The sequence below is a fragment of the Nonomuraea glycinis genome (assembly GCF_035920485.1).
Lineage (GTDB): Bacteria > Actinomycetota > Actinomycetes > Streptosporangiales > Streptosporangiaceae > Nonomuraea > Nonomuraea glycinis.
Genome location: NZ_CP109166.1, coordinates 939519 through 959549 on the forward strand (window position 1 = coordinate 939519; position 20031 = coordinate 959549).

Sequence of the window (20031 nt, forward strand, 5' to 3'; positions counted from 1 at the left end):
GGGGGCCAACTCGTGCCCGGAGAAACCCATGTGGCGATCATCGGCGGTGGCTTCGGCGGCATCGCCGCGGCCGTCAAGCTCCAGCAGGCGGGGATCACCGACTTCACCATCTTCGAGCAGTCACCGGCACCGGGCGGCACCTGGTGGGACAACCGGTACCCCGGCTGCGAGGTGGACATCCCCTCGCACGCCTACTCCTTCTCCTTCATGCCCTACGACTGGCCGCGCACCCACGCGACCCAGCCGGAGCTGCAGGTCTACGCCGAGGCGGTGGTGGACCACTTCGCCCTGCGGCCGCACTTCCGGTTCGGCGTCCGGGTCGAGTCGGTCGCCTGGGACGACGACGCCGGGCACTACCTGGTGACCACCGATGACGGCGAGCGGCGGCCGTACCGCTTCGTGATCAGTGCCGTGGGGCTCCTGAACGTGCCCCGCTACCCGGCATGGCCCGGCCTGGACGAGTTCGGCGGCGTGTCGTTCCACACCTCCCGCTGGGACGCCGAGGTGGAACTGACCGGCAAGCGGGTCGCCATCGTCGGCACCGGATCCACCGCGGTGCAGATCGTGCCCGCCATCGCCCCGCAGGTCGAGCGGCTGGCGGTCTTCCAGCGTGAGCCCGGCTGGGTGGAGCCCAAGGGCGAGCGGACCTTCACCCCGGCCGAGCGGTCCCGCTTCCAGCGGCTGCCCCTGCTGCGCCGGCTCTACCGCTACAAGCTCTTCCGCGACTCGATGCGGCGCTTCAAGGCCTACGACACGGGCGGGCGCGAGCAGCGCAGAATGCGCGACCTGTGCCTGCGCTACATCGACTCCGCCATCGACGATCCCGCCGTGCGCGCCGCGGTCACCCCCTCCTACCCGTGGGGATGCAAGCGGCCGATCTTCGCCAGCGGCTTCTACCCGGCGCTCAACCGGCCCAACGTCGACCTCGTGCCGCACGCGGTCACCAAAGTCACCGAGAAGGGCGTGGTCGACGACCAGGGCACCGAGCATCCGATCGACGTGCTCATCCTGAGCACCGGCTTCCAGCCCACCAGGTTCTTGTCCGGCTTCACCGTGACCGGCCGGCGGGGCAAGGAGATCCAGGAGTTCTGGGGCGAGCGCCCCCGCGCCTTCCTCGGCGTGACCGTGCCCGGCTTCCCCAACTTCTTCATCATGTACGGCCCCAACACCAACGGCGGCTTCTCCATCATCGCCCAGCTCGAACGCCAGGCCGAAGTGGCCGTACGGGCCATCAGCCGGGTCCACAAGAGCGGCGCCAAGCTGGTCGACACCCGCGAGGAGGCGTTGGACCGGCACGTGAGCTGGGTGGACCGCCAGCTCGCCAAGCACGCCTCGGCCATGGACGCCGGCTGCAACAACTACTACCACTCGTCCTCGGGCGCGAACGTCACCCAGTGGCCCCGCACCCACCTCGTCTACTACCTGCTGTGCCGCACGCTGCCCCGGCGCGGCCTGGTCTACCAGGGGTGGACATCACCGGAGAGGAAGTCATGACCAGCAGATTCGACGGCGCGGTCGCCGTCGTCACCGGAGCCGCCTCCGGCATCGGCGCGGCCACCGCGAGGCTGCTGTCGCGCGAGGGCGCGTCGGTCGTCGTGGTGGACGTCGAGCTCGACGGGGCCCGCAAGGTCGCCGACGAGCTCGCCGGGCCCGCGCTCGCCGTCCGCGCCGACGTGTCCGACCCGGACGACACCGACGCCTACGTGGCCGCCGCCGTCGAGCGGTTCGGCCGGGTGGACCTGCACCACCTCAACGCCGGCATCGTCGGCACCTTCGACCGGCTGCCCGAGATCACCGTCGAGGACTTCGACCGGGTCATCTCGGTCAACCTGCGCGGGGCCTTCCTCGGCGTCCGCGCCGCCTTCCGCCAGTACGCCGCGCAAGGCGCCGGCGGAGCCATCGTCCTGACCGCGTCGATCGCCAGCCTGCGCGGCAGCCACGACCTGCTGCCGTACGAGTCGTCCAAGCACGGCGTGCTCGGCGTCATGCGCGGCGCCGCGATGTACGGCGGCCCGCAGGGCGTCCGGGTCAACGCCGTCGCCCCCGGGCTCGTCCCCACCGGCCTGTTCGCCGGCTCGGCGGGGAGCCCCGGGGCGGGCGACGACCTGCGGCGACGGGGCACGACCGTCCCGCAGCGGCGCACCGGCACCTCCGAGGAGGTGGCCGCGGCGGTGGCCTTCCTGCTCAGCTCCGACGCCTCCTACGTCAACGGCGAGGTGCTGTCCGTGGACGGCGGCTCCGCCTGGGTCAACACCGTCCGCCCCGGCGGCGGCGCCGGCGCGTGGGATCCCGCCGCCGTGGACGAGGCGGCCCGCGTCATCGCGGCGAAGGGAGCCCAGGCGAAGGGAGCCCAGGCGAAGGGGGACAAGGCGAAGGGGGACAGCGCGTGAGCATCGGATTCGTCGGCCTCGGCAACATGGGCGGCCGGATCGCCCGCCGTCTGACCGACGCCGGTCATCCCGTCCTCGGCTACGACCCCGCGCCCGGCAGCGCCGAACGCGCGGGCGCGAGCCCGGCCCGCGACCTCGCCGAGATCGCGGCCGGCGCGGAGCTGATCTTCCTCTCGCTGCCCGACAGCCGGGCCGTGGAAGCGGTCGTACTCGGCGAGGGCGGCCTGCTCGACCAGGCCGGAGCCGGTCTGACCATCGTCGACCTGAGCACCGCCGCCCCGGACTCCACCCGGCGGATCGCCGCGCTCCTGGACGCCAAGGGCGGCCACTACCTCGACGCCGGCGTCTCCGGCGGCGCCGCCGCGGCCGAGAAGGGCACGCTCACCCTCATGACCGGCGGCGACCCGGAGGCGCTGGAGCGGATCCGGCCCCAGCTGGAGACGTTCGCGAAGAAGATCTTCCACCTGGGCGGGCCCGGCGCCGGGCACTCGGCCAAGCTGCTCAACAACTTCCTCAACGCGGTCAGCCTGGCCGCCACCAGCGAGGTCATGGTCGCGGGCAGCAAGGCCGGGCTCGACCCGCACACCCTCCTGGACGTGCTCAACTCCTCCAGCGGCGCCAACTGGGCCACGGCCAACCGCTTCCCGCACATCGTGGACGGCGACTACCTGGAGGGCGGCCTGACCTCCACCCTGATGACCAAGGACATCGTCCTGTACGTGGACCACCTGCGCGACCTCGGCGTCCCCACCCTGAACGCGGCCGGGCCGCTGGCCAGCTTCGGCCTGGCCGCCAACCTCGGGTACGCCGACCAGATCAGCAACCGCGTGGTCGACGCCATCGGCGACATCGCCGGCGGGGTGCGCGTACACGAAGGAGTGCGCATGTACGAAGGAGAGAGAACGCAGTGAGAATCGTCCACGGACGCGCCGCCGGAGAGGTCTCCGTCGTCAAGTCCGCCACGTTCGTCGGCACCGTGTGGGCCGACCCGGTGCTGCCCACCACCGACGGCACCACCATCAACCTCGTCACCTTCACCCCGGGAGCCCGTACCAACTGGCACGAGCACGCCGAAGGCCAGATCCTCCAGGTGCTGGCCGGACAGGGCTGGGTCTGCGCGGCGGGCGGCCCTGCCGTCCGGCTGCTGCCCGGCGACACCGTCTGGGTGCCGCCCGGCGAGCGGCACTGGCACGGCGCGACCGAGACCACCCTGATGACGCACACCGCCATCTCCCTCGGCCCCACCCACTGGTACGACGAGGTCAGCCCCGACGACTACACCGCGGCCCACCATTTTGCGGCCCACGACGAGGAGTCCCGATGAACGACCGTTTCGAAGCCGGTCTGGCCACCCGCAAGGAGGTGCTCGGCGCGGCGCACGTCGAGCGCTCGCTCGCCGCGGTGACCGAGTTCAGCCGGCCGGTGCAGGAGCTGGTGACCGAGTACTGCTGGGGGGCCGTCTGGACGAGGGAGGGCCTCGACCGGCGTACCCGCAGCCTGCTCAACCTGGTCATGCTCACCGCGCTGAACCGCGGGCACGAGCTGGCGGTGCACGTACGGGGTGCGATCACCAACGGCGTCACCGAGGCGGAGATCCAGGAAGCGCTGCTGCAGGCGGCCGTCTACGTCGGCGTACCCGCCGCGCTGGAATCGTTCCGCATCGCCGAGCGCACGCTCGGCGAACTGCGCGCCGAAGGGGTGAAGATCCCCTGAACACCACCCCGCCCCTGGCCGGCGAGGGCAGCCCAGCCCCGGCCAGCACTCCGACCCAGCCCGGTGAGAGGAATCGTCCTATGATCGCGCTCCAGCCCGGTGCCACGGTCGGCTTCGTCGGGCTGGGGAACATGGGGCTGCCCATGGCCCGCAGGCTCCTCGCGGCCGGCTATCGCGTCAACGCCTACGACAGGGCCGAAGCCGCCTCCGAGGCGCTGGTCGCGGCGGGTGGCACGGCCGTGGCCACCGCCGCCGGCGTCGCCCGCGGCGCCGTGGCCGTGGTGCTCATGCTGCCCGACTCCGCCGCGGTGGAGGCCGTCATGGACGGCGACGGACTCCTTGAGGCCGCCGAGCCTGGAACGGTCATCATCGACATGGGCTCCTCGCGCCCCCTGGCCACCCGGGCGCTGGCGGCGCGCACGGCGCTGCGGGGCGTCCAACTGGTGGACGCGCCTGTCTCCGGCGGCGTCAAGGGTGCCGTGAACGGCACGCTCACCATCATGACCGGCGGCGAGCCGGACGACGTCGACCGGGTGCGCCCGCTGCTGGAGGTCGTCGGCAAGCGGGTGCTGCACCTCGGGCCGGCCGGCGCGGGACACGCGCTGAAGGCCCTGAACAACCTCATGTCGGCCACCCACCTGCTCCTCACCAGCGAGGCCCTGCTCGTCGGACAGCGCTTCGGGCTCGATCCGGCGACCATGCTGGAGGCCGTCAACGGCTCCAGCGGCCGCAGCGGCTCCACCGAACGCAAGTGGCCGGACCACATCCTGCCGGAGACGTACGACTCGGGCTTCGGGCTGCGCCTGATGCTGAAGGACATGCGCATCGGCGTCGAACTGGCCGAGGCCACCGGCGTCACCCCGAGGCTCGGCCTGGCGGCGACCGACCTGTGGGCCGAGGCCGCCGACCACCTCCCGCCCACCGCCGACCACACCGAGATCGTCAAACGCCTCCGCCAACTGCTCGACGAACGTTGACCACCCACAGCGGACGACGGCGAGAGCCCTCGCACACCCCGAGCCTCAGCCTTCGCCCGTCCGCTGCACCCCTCCAGAAGCCCACCCATCACCGGCCCGCTGCTGTGCCCAACCGTCACCCGCCTGCTGCGCGCCGCCAGAAGCCCAGCCGTCACCCGGCTGCTGCTGCACCGCTCCGGCGGGCCAGCCGTCACTCGCCTGCGGGTGCACGGGCTCCAGACGCCGCGCCTCCTGGGCTTTGCTGATCTTGTGGATCACCATGGCCGCCAGCCCCGCCGCCACCAGCATCAGCGCGATGCACACCACGTCGAACCTGGCCGCAGCGGCCATGGACTCCAGGTCCTCGGCTTGGAAGAGCAGGCGTCCTGCCGCGTTCGACACGAAGGAGCCGATCAGCCAGGCCGCCCACCAGACGGTGACCAGCCCAGAGCGCGGGGAAGGTTCCGGACCCCGGCGGTGACTGGCGGTCCAGACGTCGTCGACGATCTGCTTGGGAAACCAGAACCAGATGACCGGCACGATCCAGCCCAAGATCGTCCACTGCCTGGGGTGCCGATGCCCACGGGGCGCCAGGATCTCGGCGTTCACCCTGACCCGGTACAGCCAGACCAGGAACGCGACCACCGCCAGCAGGTAGGACGCCATTTCCACGAGTCCGGATGCGGCGTAGACCAGGTCACTGACGGCGAGGTCGTCCTCGGTGACCGTTAGGTCAACGGGTATCCGGTCGATGAGCGCGGCCCGCCGCAGATCGATGACCGCTGCCGCGATGCCTACCAAGGAGTCGAGGGCCAACGCTGACAGGGCGAACATGGCGAGTCCGCGGACCGGGCGTAACGGCGGGGGATACGTGGGCGGGTACAAGGCTCACCTCTGGAAGATCGCGGGAGTGAACGAGCCCGCCAGCTTGACAGAGCTGTCAGGCAAGAGCCGACAGACTGCTCAACCGAGATCATTTCGTACCTCGCCCGCGACACCACCCAGCGCGACCGCCCGACATCACCCCGCTCCACCCGCCCGACATCACCGCCCCACCGGCCGACATCACCCGCTCGACCGCTCGACCCTCACTCAGGGCAACTCCTTGATGCCGCTCAGCTCAGCTCCTCGATCAGGCCCTGGAGGCCCTCATCGCCGTGGCCCCGGGCGACGCGCTGGTCGATGATGGCCTTCATGGGCAGGAGCAGGTCGGGCTTGACACCCTGCTCCTCGAAAGCCAGGACCAGGTTCGCCACGCCGACCCGGTTGATCTCCAGGTTCGACACGTCGGTGCTGTAGTCGCCCGCCGCGATCTCCTCGGCCAGCTGCGGCATGGTGCTCGCCATCGCGTTCAACCAGGGCACCAGGAGCGTGCTGGTGAACTCGGCCACCGGCACCTTCTCCGAGGCCACCAGCGCCACCGCCTCCAGGACTCCGGCGATCTGGCCGTACATGCCGGTCAGCATGGCCAGGTCCAGCAGCGGGGCCAGGCCTGGGTCGGCGCCCACGAAGCGCGGCTCGGCCATGGTCTCCAGCGTGTCCCGGTGCCCGTCGAAGGCGGTCTGCGAGCCGCTGTAGAGGATCAGCGCGCCCGGGTGGCCGATCATCTGGGGGACGGCCATGATGCCGCCGTCAAGGTAGTCGCCACCCCGCCCGGCCACCAGCTCAGCCGTCTCGCGGGCTTCGGAGGGGCGGCCGTTGGTGAGGTTCACCAGGACGCGGCCGGTCAGCGGGACGTCCGTCAGCAGCGCGCGCACCGCCGCGTAGTCCAGCACGCACACGATCACCAGCGGGCTCGCCGCCACCGCCTCGGCCACCGTCGCCGCCCGCGTCGCCCCTCTGGCGACCAGGTCGTCCCCCTTGCCCGCCGAGCGGTTCCACACGGTGACCTGGTGGCCCGCGTCCAGAAGGGACCCGGCCAGCGCCTGCCCCATGAGACCGAGACCAAGGATCGAAATAGAGTTCGACATTTCCGCATTTCCTGCTAAGAGGTGTTGGACGGACACCACGATGCGGAACGACGGTTATGGTGCGGTTCGGAGTTGGTTACGGGAGGGCGGATGAGGTTCGGGGTGCTCGGTCCCCTGGCTGTGTGGACGGCGGCCGGGGAGCCGGTCCAGGTGCCCGAGGTCAAGGTTCGCGCCCTGCTGGCCGATCTGCTCGTACACCGGGGTGTGCCCGTATCCACCGACCGGCTGACCGAGGACCTGTGGGGCGGCCGCCCGCCCGGCAACGCCCCCGCCGCACTGCGCGTCAAGGTGTCCCAGCTGCGCAAGGCGCTGGGCGATCGCGACCTGGTGACCTTCCAGCCGCCCGGCTACCTGCTCAGGGTCGCGGCCGAGGAGGTGGACGCGGGCCTGTTCCAGGCCCTGCTCGGCCGCGCCGCACACACGACCGACCTCACCGTACGGCGTGCGCTGCTGACCGAGGCCCTGGAGCTGTGGCGGGGCGAGGCGTACGGCGAGTTCGCCGACGAGGAGTTCACCAGAACCGCCATCGCCAAGCTGGACGAGCAGCGACTCGTGGCGATGGAGTCTCTGGCCGAGACCCGCCTCGGACTCGGCGAGCACGACCTGCTGGCGGCGGAGCTGGCGGACCTGGTGCGCCGGCACCCGCTGCGCGAACGACTGCAGGCCGTACACCTGCGTTCCCTCTACCGCGCCGGCCGGCAGAGCGAGGCCCTCACCCGCTACGCCGCCCTACGCACCCGCCTGGCCAACGACCTGGGCGTGGACCCCGGTCCGGAGCTGGCGGCCGTACACCAGGCGATCCTCCGCCAGTCCCCCGCCCTCGGCCTCCCCACCCCACCCACCGACTCCCACCTCACCGCTCCACCCAAAGACCTCCACCTCATTGCCCCACCGAAGGACTCCGGCACCAACGCCCCACCCGTCGGCCCTCGCACCAACCTTCCCGCCCCGCTCACCGCTCTCGTCGGCAGGCGGGAAGCGGTGGCAGCGGTCCGCTCGCTCCTGGCCACCACCAGGCTGATCACCCTCACCGGCCCCGGTGGCGTCGGCAAGACCCGCCTGGCCCTGGAGATCGCGGCCCGAGCGGCAGGGCCGGGGTTCGGGGGCGGGGGGTGGCTGGTGGAGTTGGGGGCGGTGTCCGTACAGGGGAGAGGGGGTGTGGCCGACGCGGTGGCCAAGGTCCTCGGGGTGCGGGACGACGTGCCCGGCGCTTTGACCGATCGGCTGGCGGGGGCGCTGCGGGACGGGCGGACGCTGCTGGTGCTGGACAACTGCGAGCACGTGGTGGACGAGGTCGCCGAGCTGGCCGGGGTGCTGCTACGGGCCGCACCGGGGCTGCGGATACTGGCGACGAGTCAGGAGCCGTTGCGGGTCGCGGGCGAGACGGTGTGGAGCGTGCCGCCGTTGGCATGTGCGGCCGCCGTCGAGCTGTTCCGCGCGCGGGCGGGCGTACGGCTGGACGATGACGCCGCGGTGGCGGAGATCTGTGAGCGGCTGGACGGGATTCCGCTCGCGCTGGAGCTGGCCGCCACCCGGATGCGGGCGCTGACCCCGCGCCAGCTCGCCGACCGGCTCGACGACCGGTTCCGGGTGCTCGCCTCGGGTCAGCGGGGCACGCCCGCCCGGCAGCGAACCTTGCGGGCGATGATCGCGTGGAGCTGGGAACTGCTGACCGAAGCCGAGCGGCTGGTCCTGCGACGCCTGGCCGTGCACACGGGTGGCTGGACCCTGGAGGCAGCCGAGGCCATCTGCGCCGACTCCGGGTCGGACGTCGTGGACGTGCTCACCCGGCTGGTCGACCGATCGCTGGTGGTGGCGGGACCAACGCGGGTGGCCGGACAGGTGGCCGACCGATCGGTGACCGAGCCGGCAGGACTGGACGACCGGCCGGGAGCGGGGCAGGCACCACTGGACGACCGGCCGGAAGCGGGGCCGGCACCACTGGACGACCGGTCGGGGACCGGGCCGCGTTATCGGCTGCTGGAGTCGGTGGGCGCCTACTGCCGGGAGCGTCTGGCAGAGGCCGGGGAGCTGGACGCGATGCGGCTCCGGCACGCCCGCCACTATGCCGACCTCGCCGAGCGGGCCGAGCCCTATCTGCGCGGGCACGAGCAGCGCCGCCTGCTCGCCGTCTTCGACGCCGAAAGTGACAACATCCGCGCCGCGATCGAGGCTTCGGTACGTCTCGGCGCGGCCGAGGAGGCCGTCCGGCTGGTGAACGCGACCGCCTGGTACTGGGTGCTGCGCGGCAGGCTGGGCGAGGGCCGCCGGGCGCTGGAGTCGGTGGTGGCCGTCTCCGACGACGCCCAGGCCCGAATCTGGCTGACCGGCCTGGCCCTCCTGGCCGGCCGCCCCCAGCAACCCGATTCCCACCCACCCGACTCCCCCGAAGGCCCGCCAGGACAGACCAGGACACGAAGCCCCAGCACCCCTGCGGACCCACCAGGCCAGGGTAAGACGGGGGAACCCCACTCCCCCGACGACCTCCCAGGTCAGGGCAGGACGCGGTGGTTCGACGGCAGGTGGTTCGAGGCTGTCGGGGAGCCGCTCGCTCGGGCGAGGGCTCGGTGGTTCGCGGGGTTCTGCCTGTTCGGGTTCGATGACCTGTCGGCGAGTGTGCGGCTCATCGACGAGGCGCTGGCCGACTTCCAGGCCCTGGGCGACACCTGGGGCACCGCCGCGGCGCTGAACGTACGGGCCAGGTGGGCGGCGATGCGCGGGGATGTGGCGGCGCTACGGGAGGACGGCGAGCGGGGGCTGGTGCTGTTCCGGGCGGCGGGCGACCGGTGGGGTGAGATGCGGGCCGCCGAGAACCTGGGCACGTACGCCGAGATCACCGGCGACTACGAGCGGGCGGCCGAGCTGCGGCGGGCGGGGCTGCGCAGGGCCGAGGAGCTCGGACTGTGGAGCGCGGTGTCGGACGCGCTGTCCCGGCTGGGCCGGATCGCCCTGCTGACCGGTGACCACGCGCTGGCCGAGGACTACCACGAGCGGGCCAGGGCGCTGGCCGTGTCACAGTCGAACCGGCCGGCCGAGGAGTTCGCCGAGGTGGGGCTGGCGCTGGTGGCGAGGAGGCGGGGGCGGCTGGACGAGGCGGAGCGCCGGATGCGCGCCCAGCTGGGCTGGGTGCGCGAGATGTCGGGCGATCCGGGGGCGGCGCTGATCCTGGCGGAGCTGGGTTTCGCCGCCGAGCAGCGCGGCGACGCGGCGGGCGCGCTCGACCTGCACCTGCAGAGCCTGGCGTCGGCCCGCAAGGTCGGTGACCCGCGCGCGGTGGCGCTGGCGTTCGAAGGGCTCGCGGGGGCGCGGGCGCTGGAGGGACGGTACGAGGCGGCGGCGCGCCTGCTGAGCAGGGCCGCCGCGCTGAGAGAGTCCGTGGGAGCGCCCCTGCCCGCCGCCGAACGCGGCGACGTCGACCGCATCACGCGGGCCGTCCGCCAGGCCCTCGGCGACGCCGCGTTCACCACCGCGCTGACGGCTGCCACTACACAACAAGACGAAAGCTACTGAACGACACCGAACGCGTCACACCGCCCCAAGTCAGGAAGGCCCGTCCTCCGTCTCCCCGGGGGGAAGAGGCGGGGACGGGGGACAGGGGAAAGGGCAGGGGCGCGTCACTCCGCTGCGTGCGCTGGTTCACGGACTGAGGGCTCTTCGGAGGGGGACGGGGGGACGTGGCGGAGGGTTGCCACGGCGAGGGCCGCCGCCGCCAGCAGGACCACGGCGCTCACCGCCGCAGTAATGGCCAGGCCGTCGGTGAAGGCCGCGCGGGCTGCGGCGAGCAGCGCGTCCGCCGCCTCGGCGGGCTGGCTACTCGCCACCGCCACCGCCCCGCCGAGGGTGTCCCTGGCGACCTCGGCCGCCTGCGCGGGAACGCCTTCCGGTACGGCGAGCACACTGCGGTACACGGCGGCGGCGATGCTGCCGAAGACGGCCAAGCCGACCGCGCCGCCGAACTCCTGGGCCGTCTCCGACAGGGCCGCCGCCGAGCCGGACCGTTCGGGCGGCGCGGAGCCGATCACCAGGTCGGTGCCCAGCACCAGCATCGGAGCCGCCCCCAGGAAGAACACGAACTGCCCGGCGACCAGCAGGCCGAGCCCGGCTCCCGGACCGGCGGCGGAGAGCGCGGTGAGCAGCAGGATGCCGGCCGCCGAGAGCACCAGGCCGGTGGCCGCCACCCGGCCGGGCTGGAACCGGCGGGCCAGCATCGGCGCGAAGACGAACCCGGCGATGACCGCCAGGGTCGGCGGCAGGCTCCACAGGCCGGCCTCCAGCGGTGACAGGCCGAGCACGAGCTGCATGTACTGCGCGGCCAGCAGGCCGATGCCCGGCCCGGTCAGGATGACCAGCATGAGCGTGCCCAGCGACCCGCTGAAGCGCCGCTCGGCGAAGAGTCTCAGGTCGAGGAGTGGGCCGGGGACCGTCCGCTGTCGCCGTACGAACAGCAGGGCGAGCAGCAGGCCGGAGAGCAGCGCGGAGAGGGCGGCCACGCCGGGGCCGCCGGCGGCGAGCTCCTTGAGGCCATAGATGACCGCGAGGGCGGCCACGATCGACAGGCCGACGCTGACCAGGTCGAGGCGTTCGGTGACGGGCGCCCGGTATTCGGGCAGCAGCAGCGGACCGGCCACCAGCAGCAGGACCATCACCGGCACGCCGAGCAGGAACACCGACCCCCACCAGAAATGCTCCAGCAGCACGCCGCCCACCAGTGGCCCGATCACCATGCCGCCGGTGAAGCCGACCATCCACACGCTGATCGCGGTGGTGCGCTGGGCGGGATCGTGGAACATGTTGCGAATCAACGACAGCGTCGACGGCATCAAGGTGGCCCCGGCCACGCCCAGCAGGGCGCGCGCCGCGATCAGCACCTCGGCGCTGGGTGCGAAGGCGGCCAGCGCGGAGGCGACGGCGAAGGCGGCCGCGCCGATCAGCAGCAGGCGCCTGCGGCCGATCCGGTCACCCACCGTGCCCATCGTGATCAGAAAGCCGGCGATGAGGAACCCATAGATGTCGTTGATCCACAACAGCTGCGCCCCGGTCGGCCGGAGGCCCGCGCTCAGCGCGGGCACCGCCAGGTGCAGCACGCTCACGTCTATGGACAGCAGCAAGGTCGGCAGGATGAGGACGGCCAGGCCGATCCACTCCCGCTTGCCCGCACGTTTCATGTTCATGCATGGAAGGCTAGGAGCTCAAGCAAACTTGAGGTCAACTGATCGAAGTGGTGGTTTCTGGGGTGGATAAACCCAAGATTCAGCACTTTCGGTGATTGTCGCAGTGAATGCGGGCAGTGGCTGGGTTGGACGGTCGCCGTAGGGCAGGGTTAGGAACATGCCGATGAGGACAGAGCTCGACCGCCTCGCGGGCGGGGCGCATCATGATCCGCACTCCGTGCTGGGAGCGCACCCCGTCACCGGCGGGGTCACTTTCCGCGCGCTGCGCCCGCTCGCCGAACGTGTCCGCGTGGTGCTGGAGGACGGCACCGCGCACGACATGAAACACCAGGCGCATGGGGTGTTCGAGACCACTGTGCCGGGACTGGACAAGGTCCCCGGCTACACCCTGAGCGTCCAGTACGCCGGGGGCGAGCCCCATGTGGCCGGTGATCCCTACCGCCACTGGCCCACGCTGGGGGAGGTGGACCTGCACCTGATCGGCGAGGGCCGGCACGAGCGGCTGTGGGAGGTGCTCGGCGCGCGGGTGATGGAGCACCAGGACGTGCAGGGCACCGCGTTCGCCGTCTGGGCGCCGAACGCGCGGGGCATCAGGGTCGTGGGCGATTTCAACCACTGGGACGGCACCGCCTACCCGATGCGCTCGCTGGGCCGTTCGGGGGTCTGGGAGTTGTTCGTCCCGGGCATCGGGGCCGGTGAGCGTTACAAGTACCAGGTCCTGGGCGCCGACGGCGTGTGGCGGGACAAGGCCGACCCGATGGCCAGGCGCACCGAGGTGCCGCCGCAGACGGCGTCGGTGGTGGAGCAGTCGCACTATGTCTGGCAGGACGCGGAGTGGATGGCCGAGCGCGGCGGCAGGCAGGCGCAGCGCAGCCCCACCAGCATCTACGAGGTGCACCTGGGCTCGTGGCGGCCCGGCCTGTCCTACCTGGAGCTGGCGGACCAGCTCGCGGAGTACGTCGCGGACCTGGGGTTCACGCATGTGCAGCTGATGCCGGTGGCCGAGCACCCGTTCGGCGGGTCGTGGGGCTACCAGGTGACCTCCTACTACGCGCCGACGGCCAGGTTCGGCACGCCTGACGAGTTCCGCCGGTTCGTGGACGAGATGCACAGCCGGGGTATCGGGGTGCTGCTCGACTGGGTGCCGGCGCACTTCCCGATGGACGAGTGGGCGCTGGCCCGCTTCGACGGCACCCCGCTGTACGAGCACGCCGACCCGGGACGGGGCGAGCACCCCGACTGGGGGACGTACGTCTTCGACTTCGGCCGCAGGGAGGTGCGCAACTTCCTGGTGGCCAACGCGGTCTACTGGCTGAAGGAGTTCCACATCGACGGCCTGCGGGTGGACGCGGTCGCCTCGATGCTCTACCTGGACTACTCCCGGCGTGAGGGCGAGTGGACGCCGAACGTCTACGGCGGCCGGGAGAACCTCGACGCGGTCGAGTTCCTCAAGGAGATGAACGCGGTCTGCTACCGGGAGGCGCCCGGCATCATCACCGTCGCCGAGGAGTCGACGGCCTGGCCCGGTGTGTCGCGCCCGGTGCACCTGGGCGGGCTCGGGTTCGGCTTCAAGTGGAACATGGGCTGGATGCACGACACGCTGGAGTATCTGCGGCACGAGCCGGTCTTCCGGCAGTACCACCACCACCAGATGACCTTCTCCCTCATCTACGCCTACTCCGAGAACTATGTGCTGCCGCTGTCGCACGACGAGGTGGTGCACGGCAAGGGCTCGCTGCTGGGCAAGATGCCGGGCGACGAGTGGCAGCGCTTCGCCCAGGTGCGCACCCTGCTGTCCTTCATGTGGGCGCATCCCGGCAAGCAGCTGCTGTTCATGGGCGGCGAGTTCGCCCAGGGCTCGGAGTGGTCGGAGGAGCGCGGGCTCGACTGGTGGGTGCTGGAGTTCGACGGGCATCAGGGGGTGCAGCGGCTGGTACGCGACCTCAACCGGTTCTACCGGGAGACGCCCGCGCTGTGGGAGCAGGACACCCAGCCGGAGGGCTTCCGGTGGATCGACGCCGATGACGCGCCGGGCAACACGCTGTCGTTCCTGCGCTACGCGGCCGACGGGTCCGCGGTGGCGTGCGTGGTCAACTTCAGTGGCGGGCCGCACGAGAACTACCGGCTCGGCCTGCCGTACGGCGGGCAGTGGACGGAGGCGGTCAACACCGACGCCTACGAGTACTGGGGCAGCGGGGTGGGCAACCTGGGCTCGGTGGAGGCGGTCGAGGAGCCCTGCCACGGGTTGCCGTACTCCACGACCTTGCGGGTGCCGCCCCTGGGGGCGGTGTGGTTGTCGATGCCGGCGCCGCCTACCTGAAAGTCTGATGAGAAAGGGTTTTCAGGGACTGTGCGGTCCTGACAAATCACCGTAAACTCCGGGATCATCCTGTCTCGGAGGACGCTGGTGCGACTTCGCCCCCTGATCGTGTGCTCGCTGGTGCTGGCCCTGCTTCCCGCGGCGCCCGCCTTGGCCGACGATCCCACCCCGACCCCGACCCCCAGCGTCACCCAGAGCGCCGAGGAGAAGGTGGAGGAGGGCTTAGCGGTCGACGGCGGCGCCGTCCGCGCCATCGTCGAGCTGACCGACCCGGCGCAGCACGCCCCGGTGGCCAGTAAGGCGGCGGCCGACAGCGTGGAGGTCCTCCTCCAGCCGGCGAGCCAGCCGTTCATGGTCGTCGAGGGCACGGCCGAGGAGCTGGCCGCGCTCGCCGAGGATCCCCGGGTGACCTCCATCCACCGGGATCGCGCCTATCCCCCGTCGCTGGCCTCCAGCCTCAAGCTGATCGGCGCCGACCAGGCGCACGCGGCCGGCCAGACCGGCACCGGGCAGAACATCGCCATCCTGGACACCGGGATCGACCGCAACCACCCGTTCTTCGGTGACCGGATCGTCGCCGAGGCCTGCTTCTCCGCGGTGGACCCGGACCTGGGCGCCGAGTCGCTCTGCCCGAACGGGCAGGTCAGCCAGACCGGGCCCGAATCGGCCGACGCCGCCACCCCCAAGTGCCAGGCCGGCGGGGTGAACCTGTGCGAGCACGGCACGCACGTCGCCGGCATCGCGGCCGGCAGCGGCGGCGTGGCACCCGGCGCGGGGATCATCGCGGTGCAGGTCTTCAGCCGGATCAACGACGAGGAACTGTGCGGCGAGCCGTCCTGCCTGCTCGCCTTCGAGTCGTCGCTGCGGCTGGCCCTGGACCACGTGGCCGCGATGACCGAGCCGATCGCGGCGGTGAACCTGAGCCTGGGCGGCATGCCGTCCGACGTCTCCTGTGACGACAGCGAGGAGGCGCAGGTCTTCAAGCCGAAGATCGACGCCCTGCTGGCCAAGGGCGTCGCGACCGTGGTGGCCGCCGGCAACGAGTTCTTCGAAGGAGCCTCCTTCCCCGCCTGCATCTCCTCGGCGGTGGCGGTGGGCGCCAACGACGACGGCGACGCCATCGCTGACTTCTCCAACCGGGGCGCGCTGCTCGACCTGTTCGCGCCCGGTGTGGACATCGAGTCGTCGGTGCCGGACGACCAGATGGCCGTGCACAGCGGCACCTCGATGGCCACCCCGCACGTGGCGGGCGCGCTGGCGCTGCTGAAGGCCAAGTTCCCGCAGACGCCGATGCCCGAGCTGATCGACAAGCTGAAGACGACCGGCCGGCCGTACGTCTATCAGGTCGACGGGGCGGAGGTCCGCACGCCGCGCCTGGACGTGGCCGCCGCGCTGAACGGCACGGCGCCGCAGCCGGAGATCAGCCAGAGCCCGCCGTCCGCGCCGGGCCCCGGTCCTGACGACCCGGCCCCCGATCCCGACCCGGAGCCGGACCCGACGGGCAGCGGGCCCACGCCCGAGCCGACGGTGGACGAGACCCCCGATCCGACGCCGATCCCGCTGCCGACCGTCACGGTCACGGTGACCGTCACGGTGACGCCGTCGCCGACCACCGCCGCGAAGACCCCGGCCGTCTGCACGCGTGGCACGGCCGCCAAACGGATGACGGCCAAGCAGTGGGCGGTGGAGGTCCACCGTGGCAGCGGCAAGCTGTCCGACCCGACGCTCACCTGCTATCTGCAGCTGGCGCACAAGGCCAGCAAGGTCTTCCCCGAACTGACCAAGGCCCAGTCGCTGGGCAAGGCCTACCGGGTGCTGAAGGGCGCCAAGACCGCCAAGCTGCGGCTGGACGGCGCCCTGCTCGCCGGCTGGCTCAACTGGGCCCACGGCGTGAACAACACCAAAACCCTCAAAGCCTCAGAAAAGGTACGGCTGACCGGCAAGTCCACGGGCCGCGCTCTCAAGCGGGCAGCCACGAACATCACTAAATCTCGCTAAAGCTTGCCAAGCTCCGGCAACAATCGCCTCTCCAACACCCGCCGCTTCGACAACCTAGGCATCACGGACACCACCCGAGGGGATCTTCGCCAGTACCTCCCCCGTCCGTCTGTGATACCTCGGAGGAATCGGTGCGTTCACGCACGCTCACGGCAGGCGTCCTGGCGCTCGCCACGTCCACGGCGGTGCTCACCACGGTGCTGACCACGGTGCTCACCACAGCATCGCCCGGGCACGCCCGCGTCATCGGCACCGGTGACCCGACCATCAGCCCCAGGCTGCTCGCCCAGCTCGCCAGCCGGCAGAAGGTGCGCTCGATCGTCGAACTGAACCCGGGCGAGAGCGTCAGCACCGTCGCCGGCGACGTCGAGAAGATCTCCGCCACGGCCAGCGTGCTGGAGGCCACCCGATCCCCGCACTTCTTCGTCGCCGAGGTGGACAGCGCCACCCTGGCCGGGTTGAGAAAGGATCCACGAGTCAAGTCGGTGTACCCGGACTCGCTGAGCCACACCTTTCTGGACTCCAGCACCAGGGTGATCGGGTCGGACGTCGCCAACGCGGCGGGCTGGACCGGCGCGGGCACCACCGTGGCCATCCTGGACACCGGGATCGACCGCGACCATCCGTTCGTGGCCGGCCGGATCGTGGACGAGGCCTGCTTCTCCACCTCCGACCCGAGCTCCGGGGCCGTGTCCCTCTGCCCGAACGGCCGGTCCAGCCAGACCGGCCCCGGCGCGGCCGACGCCGAGACCTCGCGGTGCCTCGTCGGCAGCGTCAATCACTGCGCCCACGGCACGCACGTGGCGGGCATCGCGGCGGGCCGGGTGGCGGCGGGAGCGCCCGCCAACGGCGTCGCCCCGGCCGCCGGCATCCTGCCCGTCCAGGTCTTCAGCCGCTTCGACAGCATCCAGAGCTGCGGTGGCCCGGCGCCGTGCTACCTGAGCTACACCTCCGACCAGAAACTGGCGCTGGAGTACGTCGCGCGGGTGGCCAGAACGCACAACGTGGCGGCGGCGAACATGAGCTTCGGCGGCGGCGGGCCGCACCGGCAGCACTGCGACGCCGATCCCGAGGCCTCCGCTCTCAAGAGCCAGTTCGACGCCCTGCTGGGCGCCGGGGTCGCGCCGGTCGCGGCGGCGGGCAACGCCGGCTGGAGCGACGCCGTCGCCTCCCCCGCCTGCGTCTCCAGCGCCGTCGCCGTGGGCGCCACGAACGACGATGACCAGATCGCCCCGTTCTCCAACCGGGGGAGGCTGCTCGACCTGCTCGCGCCGGGCGTGCGCGTCACCTCCTCGGTGCCGGACGACACCTACCGGTCGCTGAGCGGCACGTCCATGTCGACGCCGCACGTCAGCGGGAGTTTCGCGCTGATGAAGCAGGCCTTCCCCAACCTCAGCCCGGCGCAGGTCCTGCAGCGGCTGCAGGCGACCGGCGCCCCGATCGACTACGGCCTCACCACGGTCCGCATCGACGTCGGTGCCGCCACCGCCGGGCCCAGCGTCTGAGCCCGCGCCCGCTTCGGCAGTAGTTGGCCGCCCATGGCCGACTACTGCCGCTTAGGGTGGCTCTATGGACGCAGGTAAGGCGATCTTCGAAGGCATCGACAAGCTCCGTCAGCGGCGTACCGCGCCCCTGGTTCTCGAGCTCGACCTCACCGAAGGGCTGACGGAGGGACCGCCTTCCGACCCGCTCTCCGCGGTGCTGTCCATGCGCAAGACCCGCCTGGCCGACGTGCTGTCCGGGCTCAAGCGGGCCGCCAAGGACCCCCGGGTCAAGGCGCTGATCGTGAAGATCGGCGGCAACCCGATCGGGCTGGCGATGGTCCAGGAGCTGCGCCAGGCCGTGGTCGGCTTCCGCGCCTCGGGCAAGCTGACGGTCGCCTTCGGCGAGACGTTCGGCGAGTTCGGCGGCGGCACCGTGCCCTACTACCTGGCCAGCGCGTTCGAGCGCGTCTACCTGCAGCCGAGCGGCGACATCGGGCTGACCGGCGTGGCCCTGGAGCAGCGCTTCGTCAAGGGCGCGCTGACCAAGCTGGGCGTCGACTACGAGATGGCGCAGCGGCACGAGTACAAGACCGCCGCCAACACCTTCACCCAGGATCACATGACCGAGCCGCACCGCGAGTCCATGGCCCGCATCACGGAGTCGGTCACCGAGCAGCTCGTCGCCGGCATCGCCGAGGGCCGCAGGCTCGAAGCGGCCAAGGTCCGCGAGCTCATCGACCGCGGCCCGTTCATCGGCCGCGAGGCCCTGGAGGCCGGGCTCGTCGACGGGCTGGCCTACCGGGACGAGGTGTACGACGAGGTCAAGCAGTCCACCGGCGGGGACACCCACCTGCTGTACGTCTCCCGCTACCAGCGTGGCGCCAACGCCCGCAAGCTGCCGCAGCCGACCGCCGACGGCATCGCCCTCGTGCACGGCACCGGCCAGATCCGCACCGGCCGCAGTGGCCGCAGCCCGCTCGGCGGGGGCGGCGCGATGGGCTCCGACACGATCAGCGCCGCCCTGCGGGCCGCCCGCCGCGACGAGCACGTCAAGGCCGTCGTCTTCCGGGTGGACAGCCCCGGCGGCTCGTACGTCGCCTCCGACACCGTCTGGCGGGAGGTCGTGCTCACCCGCAAGGTGAAGCCGGTCATCGTCTCCATGGGCGACCTGGCGGCCTCCGGCGGTTACTTCGTCGCCATGGCCGCCGACGTGATCTTCGCCCAGCCCGGCACGCTGACCGGCTCGATCGGCGTCTTCGGCGGCAAGCCGGTGCTCGCGCAGCTCCTGGAGCGGATCGGCGTCAACACGGAGCTGGTCGCCGAGGGCGCCAACGCCGGCATGTTCTCCACCTCGCGCGCCTTCTCGCCGGAGCAGTGGGAGCGGGTGAACGCCTGGCTGGACCGCATCTACGACGACTTCGTCGGCAAGGTGGCCCAAGGCCGCGACCTCTCCCGCGACCGTGCCCACGAGCTGGCCCGGGGCCGCGTCTGGACCGGCGCCGACGCCCACGCCCGCGGGCTCGTGGACGAGCTGGGCGGCCTGGAGGACGCCATCGCCCTGGCCAGGAAGCGCGCCCGCCTGTCCGACGACGCCCCGGTGCGCACCTTCCCCCGTATCAACCCGCTGGAACGCCTGCGCGGAGCGGACTCCAGCGACGACCGCGCCGCCGCACTCACCCGCGTCAGACTCGACGCCTGGGGCCCCCTGGCCCGCCTCTCCGCCGAACTCGGCCTCCCCGCCGCGGGCCCCCTCGCCCTCCCCGCCTGGTACACCATCCGCTGACCGGTACGTCATCCGGCTTGCCGCCTTCAAGATGCGTGAGCGGCGATCCGCTCAGAGGCTCAACGGCGTGTGTCAACGGCCCGACCGCTCGGCGGCGGCTAAGGGAGTGATGGTCGCGATCGGACGACCGTGGCGCGTCAGAGTGAAGGACTCACCTCGCTCGACGGCGTCCAGGATCTGGCTCGTGCGGTTCTCCAGGTCCTCCTGATTGATCTCGGGGAACGCCTGCCACATCTTGTCCATGAC

At 71.7% G+C, this 20031-nt stretch carries 15 protein-coding genes; 11 read left to right on the forward strand and 4 right to left on the reverse strand.

Translation table 11 applies throughout. The features are described 5' to 3' along the window. The first annotated feature begins 12 nt into the window (after positions 1 to 12). The 6 genes from OHA68_RS04295 (at position 13) to OHA68_RS04320 (ending at position 5080) form a co-directional block, all read left to right on the forward strand. Entirely contained in the window at positions 13 to 1494 is a 1482-nt protein-coding gene (locus OHA68_RS04295) for a flavin-containing monooxygenase (RefSeq protein ID WP_327106446.1), read from the forward strand. After that, positions 1491 to 2390 (forward strand): SDR family NAD(P)-dependent oxidoreductase, encoded by a 900-nt coding sequence (locus tag OHA68_RS04300; protein WP_327106447.1) that lies wholly within the window; start codon positions 1491 to 1493, stop codon positions 2388 to 2390. The genes OHA68_RS04295 and OHA68_RS04300 overlap by 4 nt, the downstream gene beginning before the upstream one ends. Continuing rightward, positions 2387 to 3301, forward strand: coding sequence for an NAD(P)-dependent oxidoreductase (locus OHA68_RS04305; protein ID WP_327106448.1), 915 nt, complete (start codon positions 2387 to 2389; stop codon positions 3299 to 3301). Before OHA68_RS04300 ends, OHA68_RS04305 begins: the two co-directional genes overlap by 4 nt. Then, entirely contained in the window at positions 3298 to 3714 is a 417-nt protein-coding gene (locus OHA68_RS04310) for a cupin domain-containing protein (protein WP_327106449.1), read from the forward strand. The genes OHA68_RS04305 and OHA68_RS04310 overlap by 4 nt, the downstream gene beginning before the upstream one ends. Further along, positions 3711 to 4103: a carboxymuconolactone decarboxylase family protein gene (locus OHA68_RS04315; RefSeq protein ID WP_327106450.1), complete on the forward strand. Its 393-nt coding sequence runs from the start codon at positions 3711 to 3713 to the stop codon at positions 4101 to 4103. The genes OHA68_RS04310 and OHA68_RS04315 overlap by 4 nt, the downstream gene beginning before the upstream one ends. Positions 4104 to 4183: 80 nt before the next feature. Then, positions 4184 to 5080, forward strand: a complete 897-nt coding sequence (locus OHA68_RS04320) for an NAD(P)-dependent oxidoreductase (protein ID WP_327106451.1) — start codon at positions 4184 to 4186, stop codon at positions 5078 to 5080. Positions 5081 to 5125: 45 nt separating this feature from the next. Here the strand turns inward: OHA68_RS04320 and OHA68_RS04325 are convergent, their stop codons facing one another. Together OHA68_RS04325 and OHA68_RS04330 are read right to left on the reverse strand one after the other, a co-directional pair. Then, a complete protein-coding gene (locus OHA68_RS04325) occupies positions 5126 to 5893 on the reverse strand; it encodes a DUF4328 domain-containing protein (RefSeq protein WP_327106452.1) in 768 nt (255 codons plus the stop codon). A gap of 281 nt (positions 5894 to 6174) precedes the next feature. Next, the gene (locus tag OHA68_RS04330; RefSeq protein WP_327106453.1) at positions 6175 to 7029 is read right to left on the reverse strand and encodes an NAD(P)-dependent oxidoreductase; all 855 of its coding nucleotides are present in this window, start codon (positions 7027 to 7029) and stop codon (positions 6175 to 6177) included. A 90-nt stretch (positions 7030 to 7119) separates the two neighbouring features. On the opposite strand from OHA68_RS04330, the gene OHA68_RS04335 reads away from it, so the two are divergent. Further along, entirely contained in the window at positions 7120 to 10539 is a 3420-nt protein-coding gene (locus OHA68_RS04335) for an AfsR/SARP family transcriptional regulator (protein ID WP_327106454.1), read from the forward strand. A 104-nt stretch (positions 10540 to 10643) separates the two neighbouring features. Here the strand turns inward: OHA68_RS04335 and OHA68_RS04340 are convergent, their stop codons facing one another. Beyond that, on the reverse strand, positions 10644 to 12200 hold the full coding sequence (locus OHA68_RS04340) for an MFS transporter (RefSeq protein ID WP_327106455.1): 1557 nt from the start codon (positions 12198 to 12200) through the stop codon (positions 10644 to 10646). 163 nt (positions 12201 to 12363) lie between these two features. Between OHA68_RS04340 and glgB the strand changes: the two genes are divergently transcribed. The 4 genes from glgB (at position 12364) to sppA (ending at position 19785) form a co-directional block, all read left to right on the forward strand. After that, positions 12364 to 14520 carry a 1,4-alpha-glucan branching protein GlgB gene (glgB, locus tag OHA68_RS04345; RefSeq protein WP_327109453.1) on the forward strand — a complete coding sequence of 719 codons (2157 nt, stop codon included), beginning with the start codon at positions 12364 to 12366 and terminating at the stop codon, positions 14518 to 14520. An 87-nt stretch (positions 14521 to 14607) separates the two neighbouring features. After that, positions 14608 to 16518, forward strand: coding sequence for a S8 family peptidase (locus OHA68_RS04350; RefSeq protein ID WP_327106456.1), 1911 nt, complete (start codon positions 14608 to 14610; stop codon positions 16516 to 16518). 131 nt (positions 16519 to 16649) lie between these two features. Beyond that, positions 16650 to 18023 carry a S8 family peptidase gene (locus OHA68_RS04355; protein ID WP_327106457.1) on the forward strand — a complete coding sequence of 458 codons (1374 nt, stop codon included), beginning with the start codon at positions 16650 to 16652 and terminating at the stop codon, positions 18021 to 18023. Between the two features lie 64 nt (positions 18024 to 18087). Further along, positions 18088 to 19785, forward strand: a complete 1698-nt coding sequence (sppA, locus tag OHA68_RS04360) for a signal peptide peptidase SppA (protein WP_327106458.1) — start codon at positions 18088 to 18090, stop codon at positions 19783 to 19785. A gap of 72 nt (positions 19786 to 19857) precedes the next feature. On the opposite strand, the gene OHA68_RS04365 is transcribed toward sppA, so the two are convergent. Then, a complete protein-coding gene (locus tag OHA68_RS04365; RefSeq protein ID WP_327106459.1) occupies positions 19858 to 20028 on the reverse strand; it encodes a type II toxin-antitoxin system Phd/YefM family antitoxin in 171 nt (56 codons plus the stop codon). Positions 20029 to 20031: the final 3 nt, after the last annotated feature.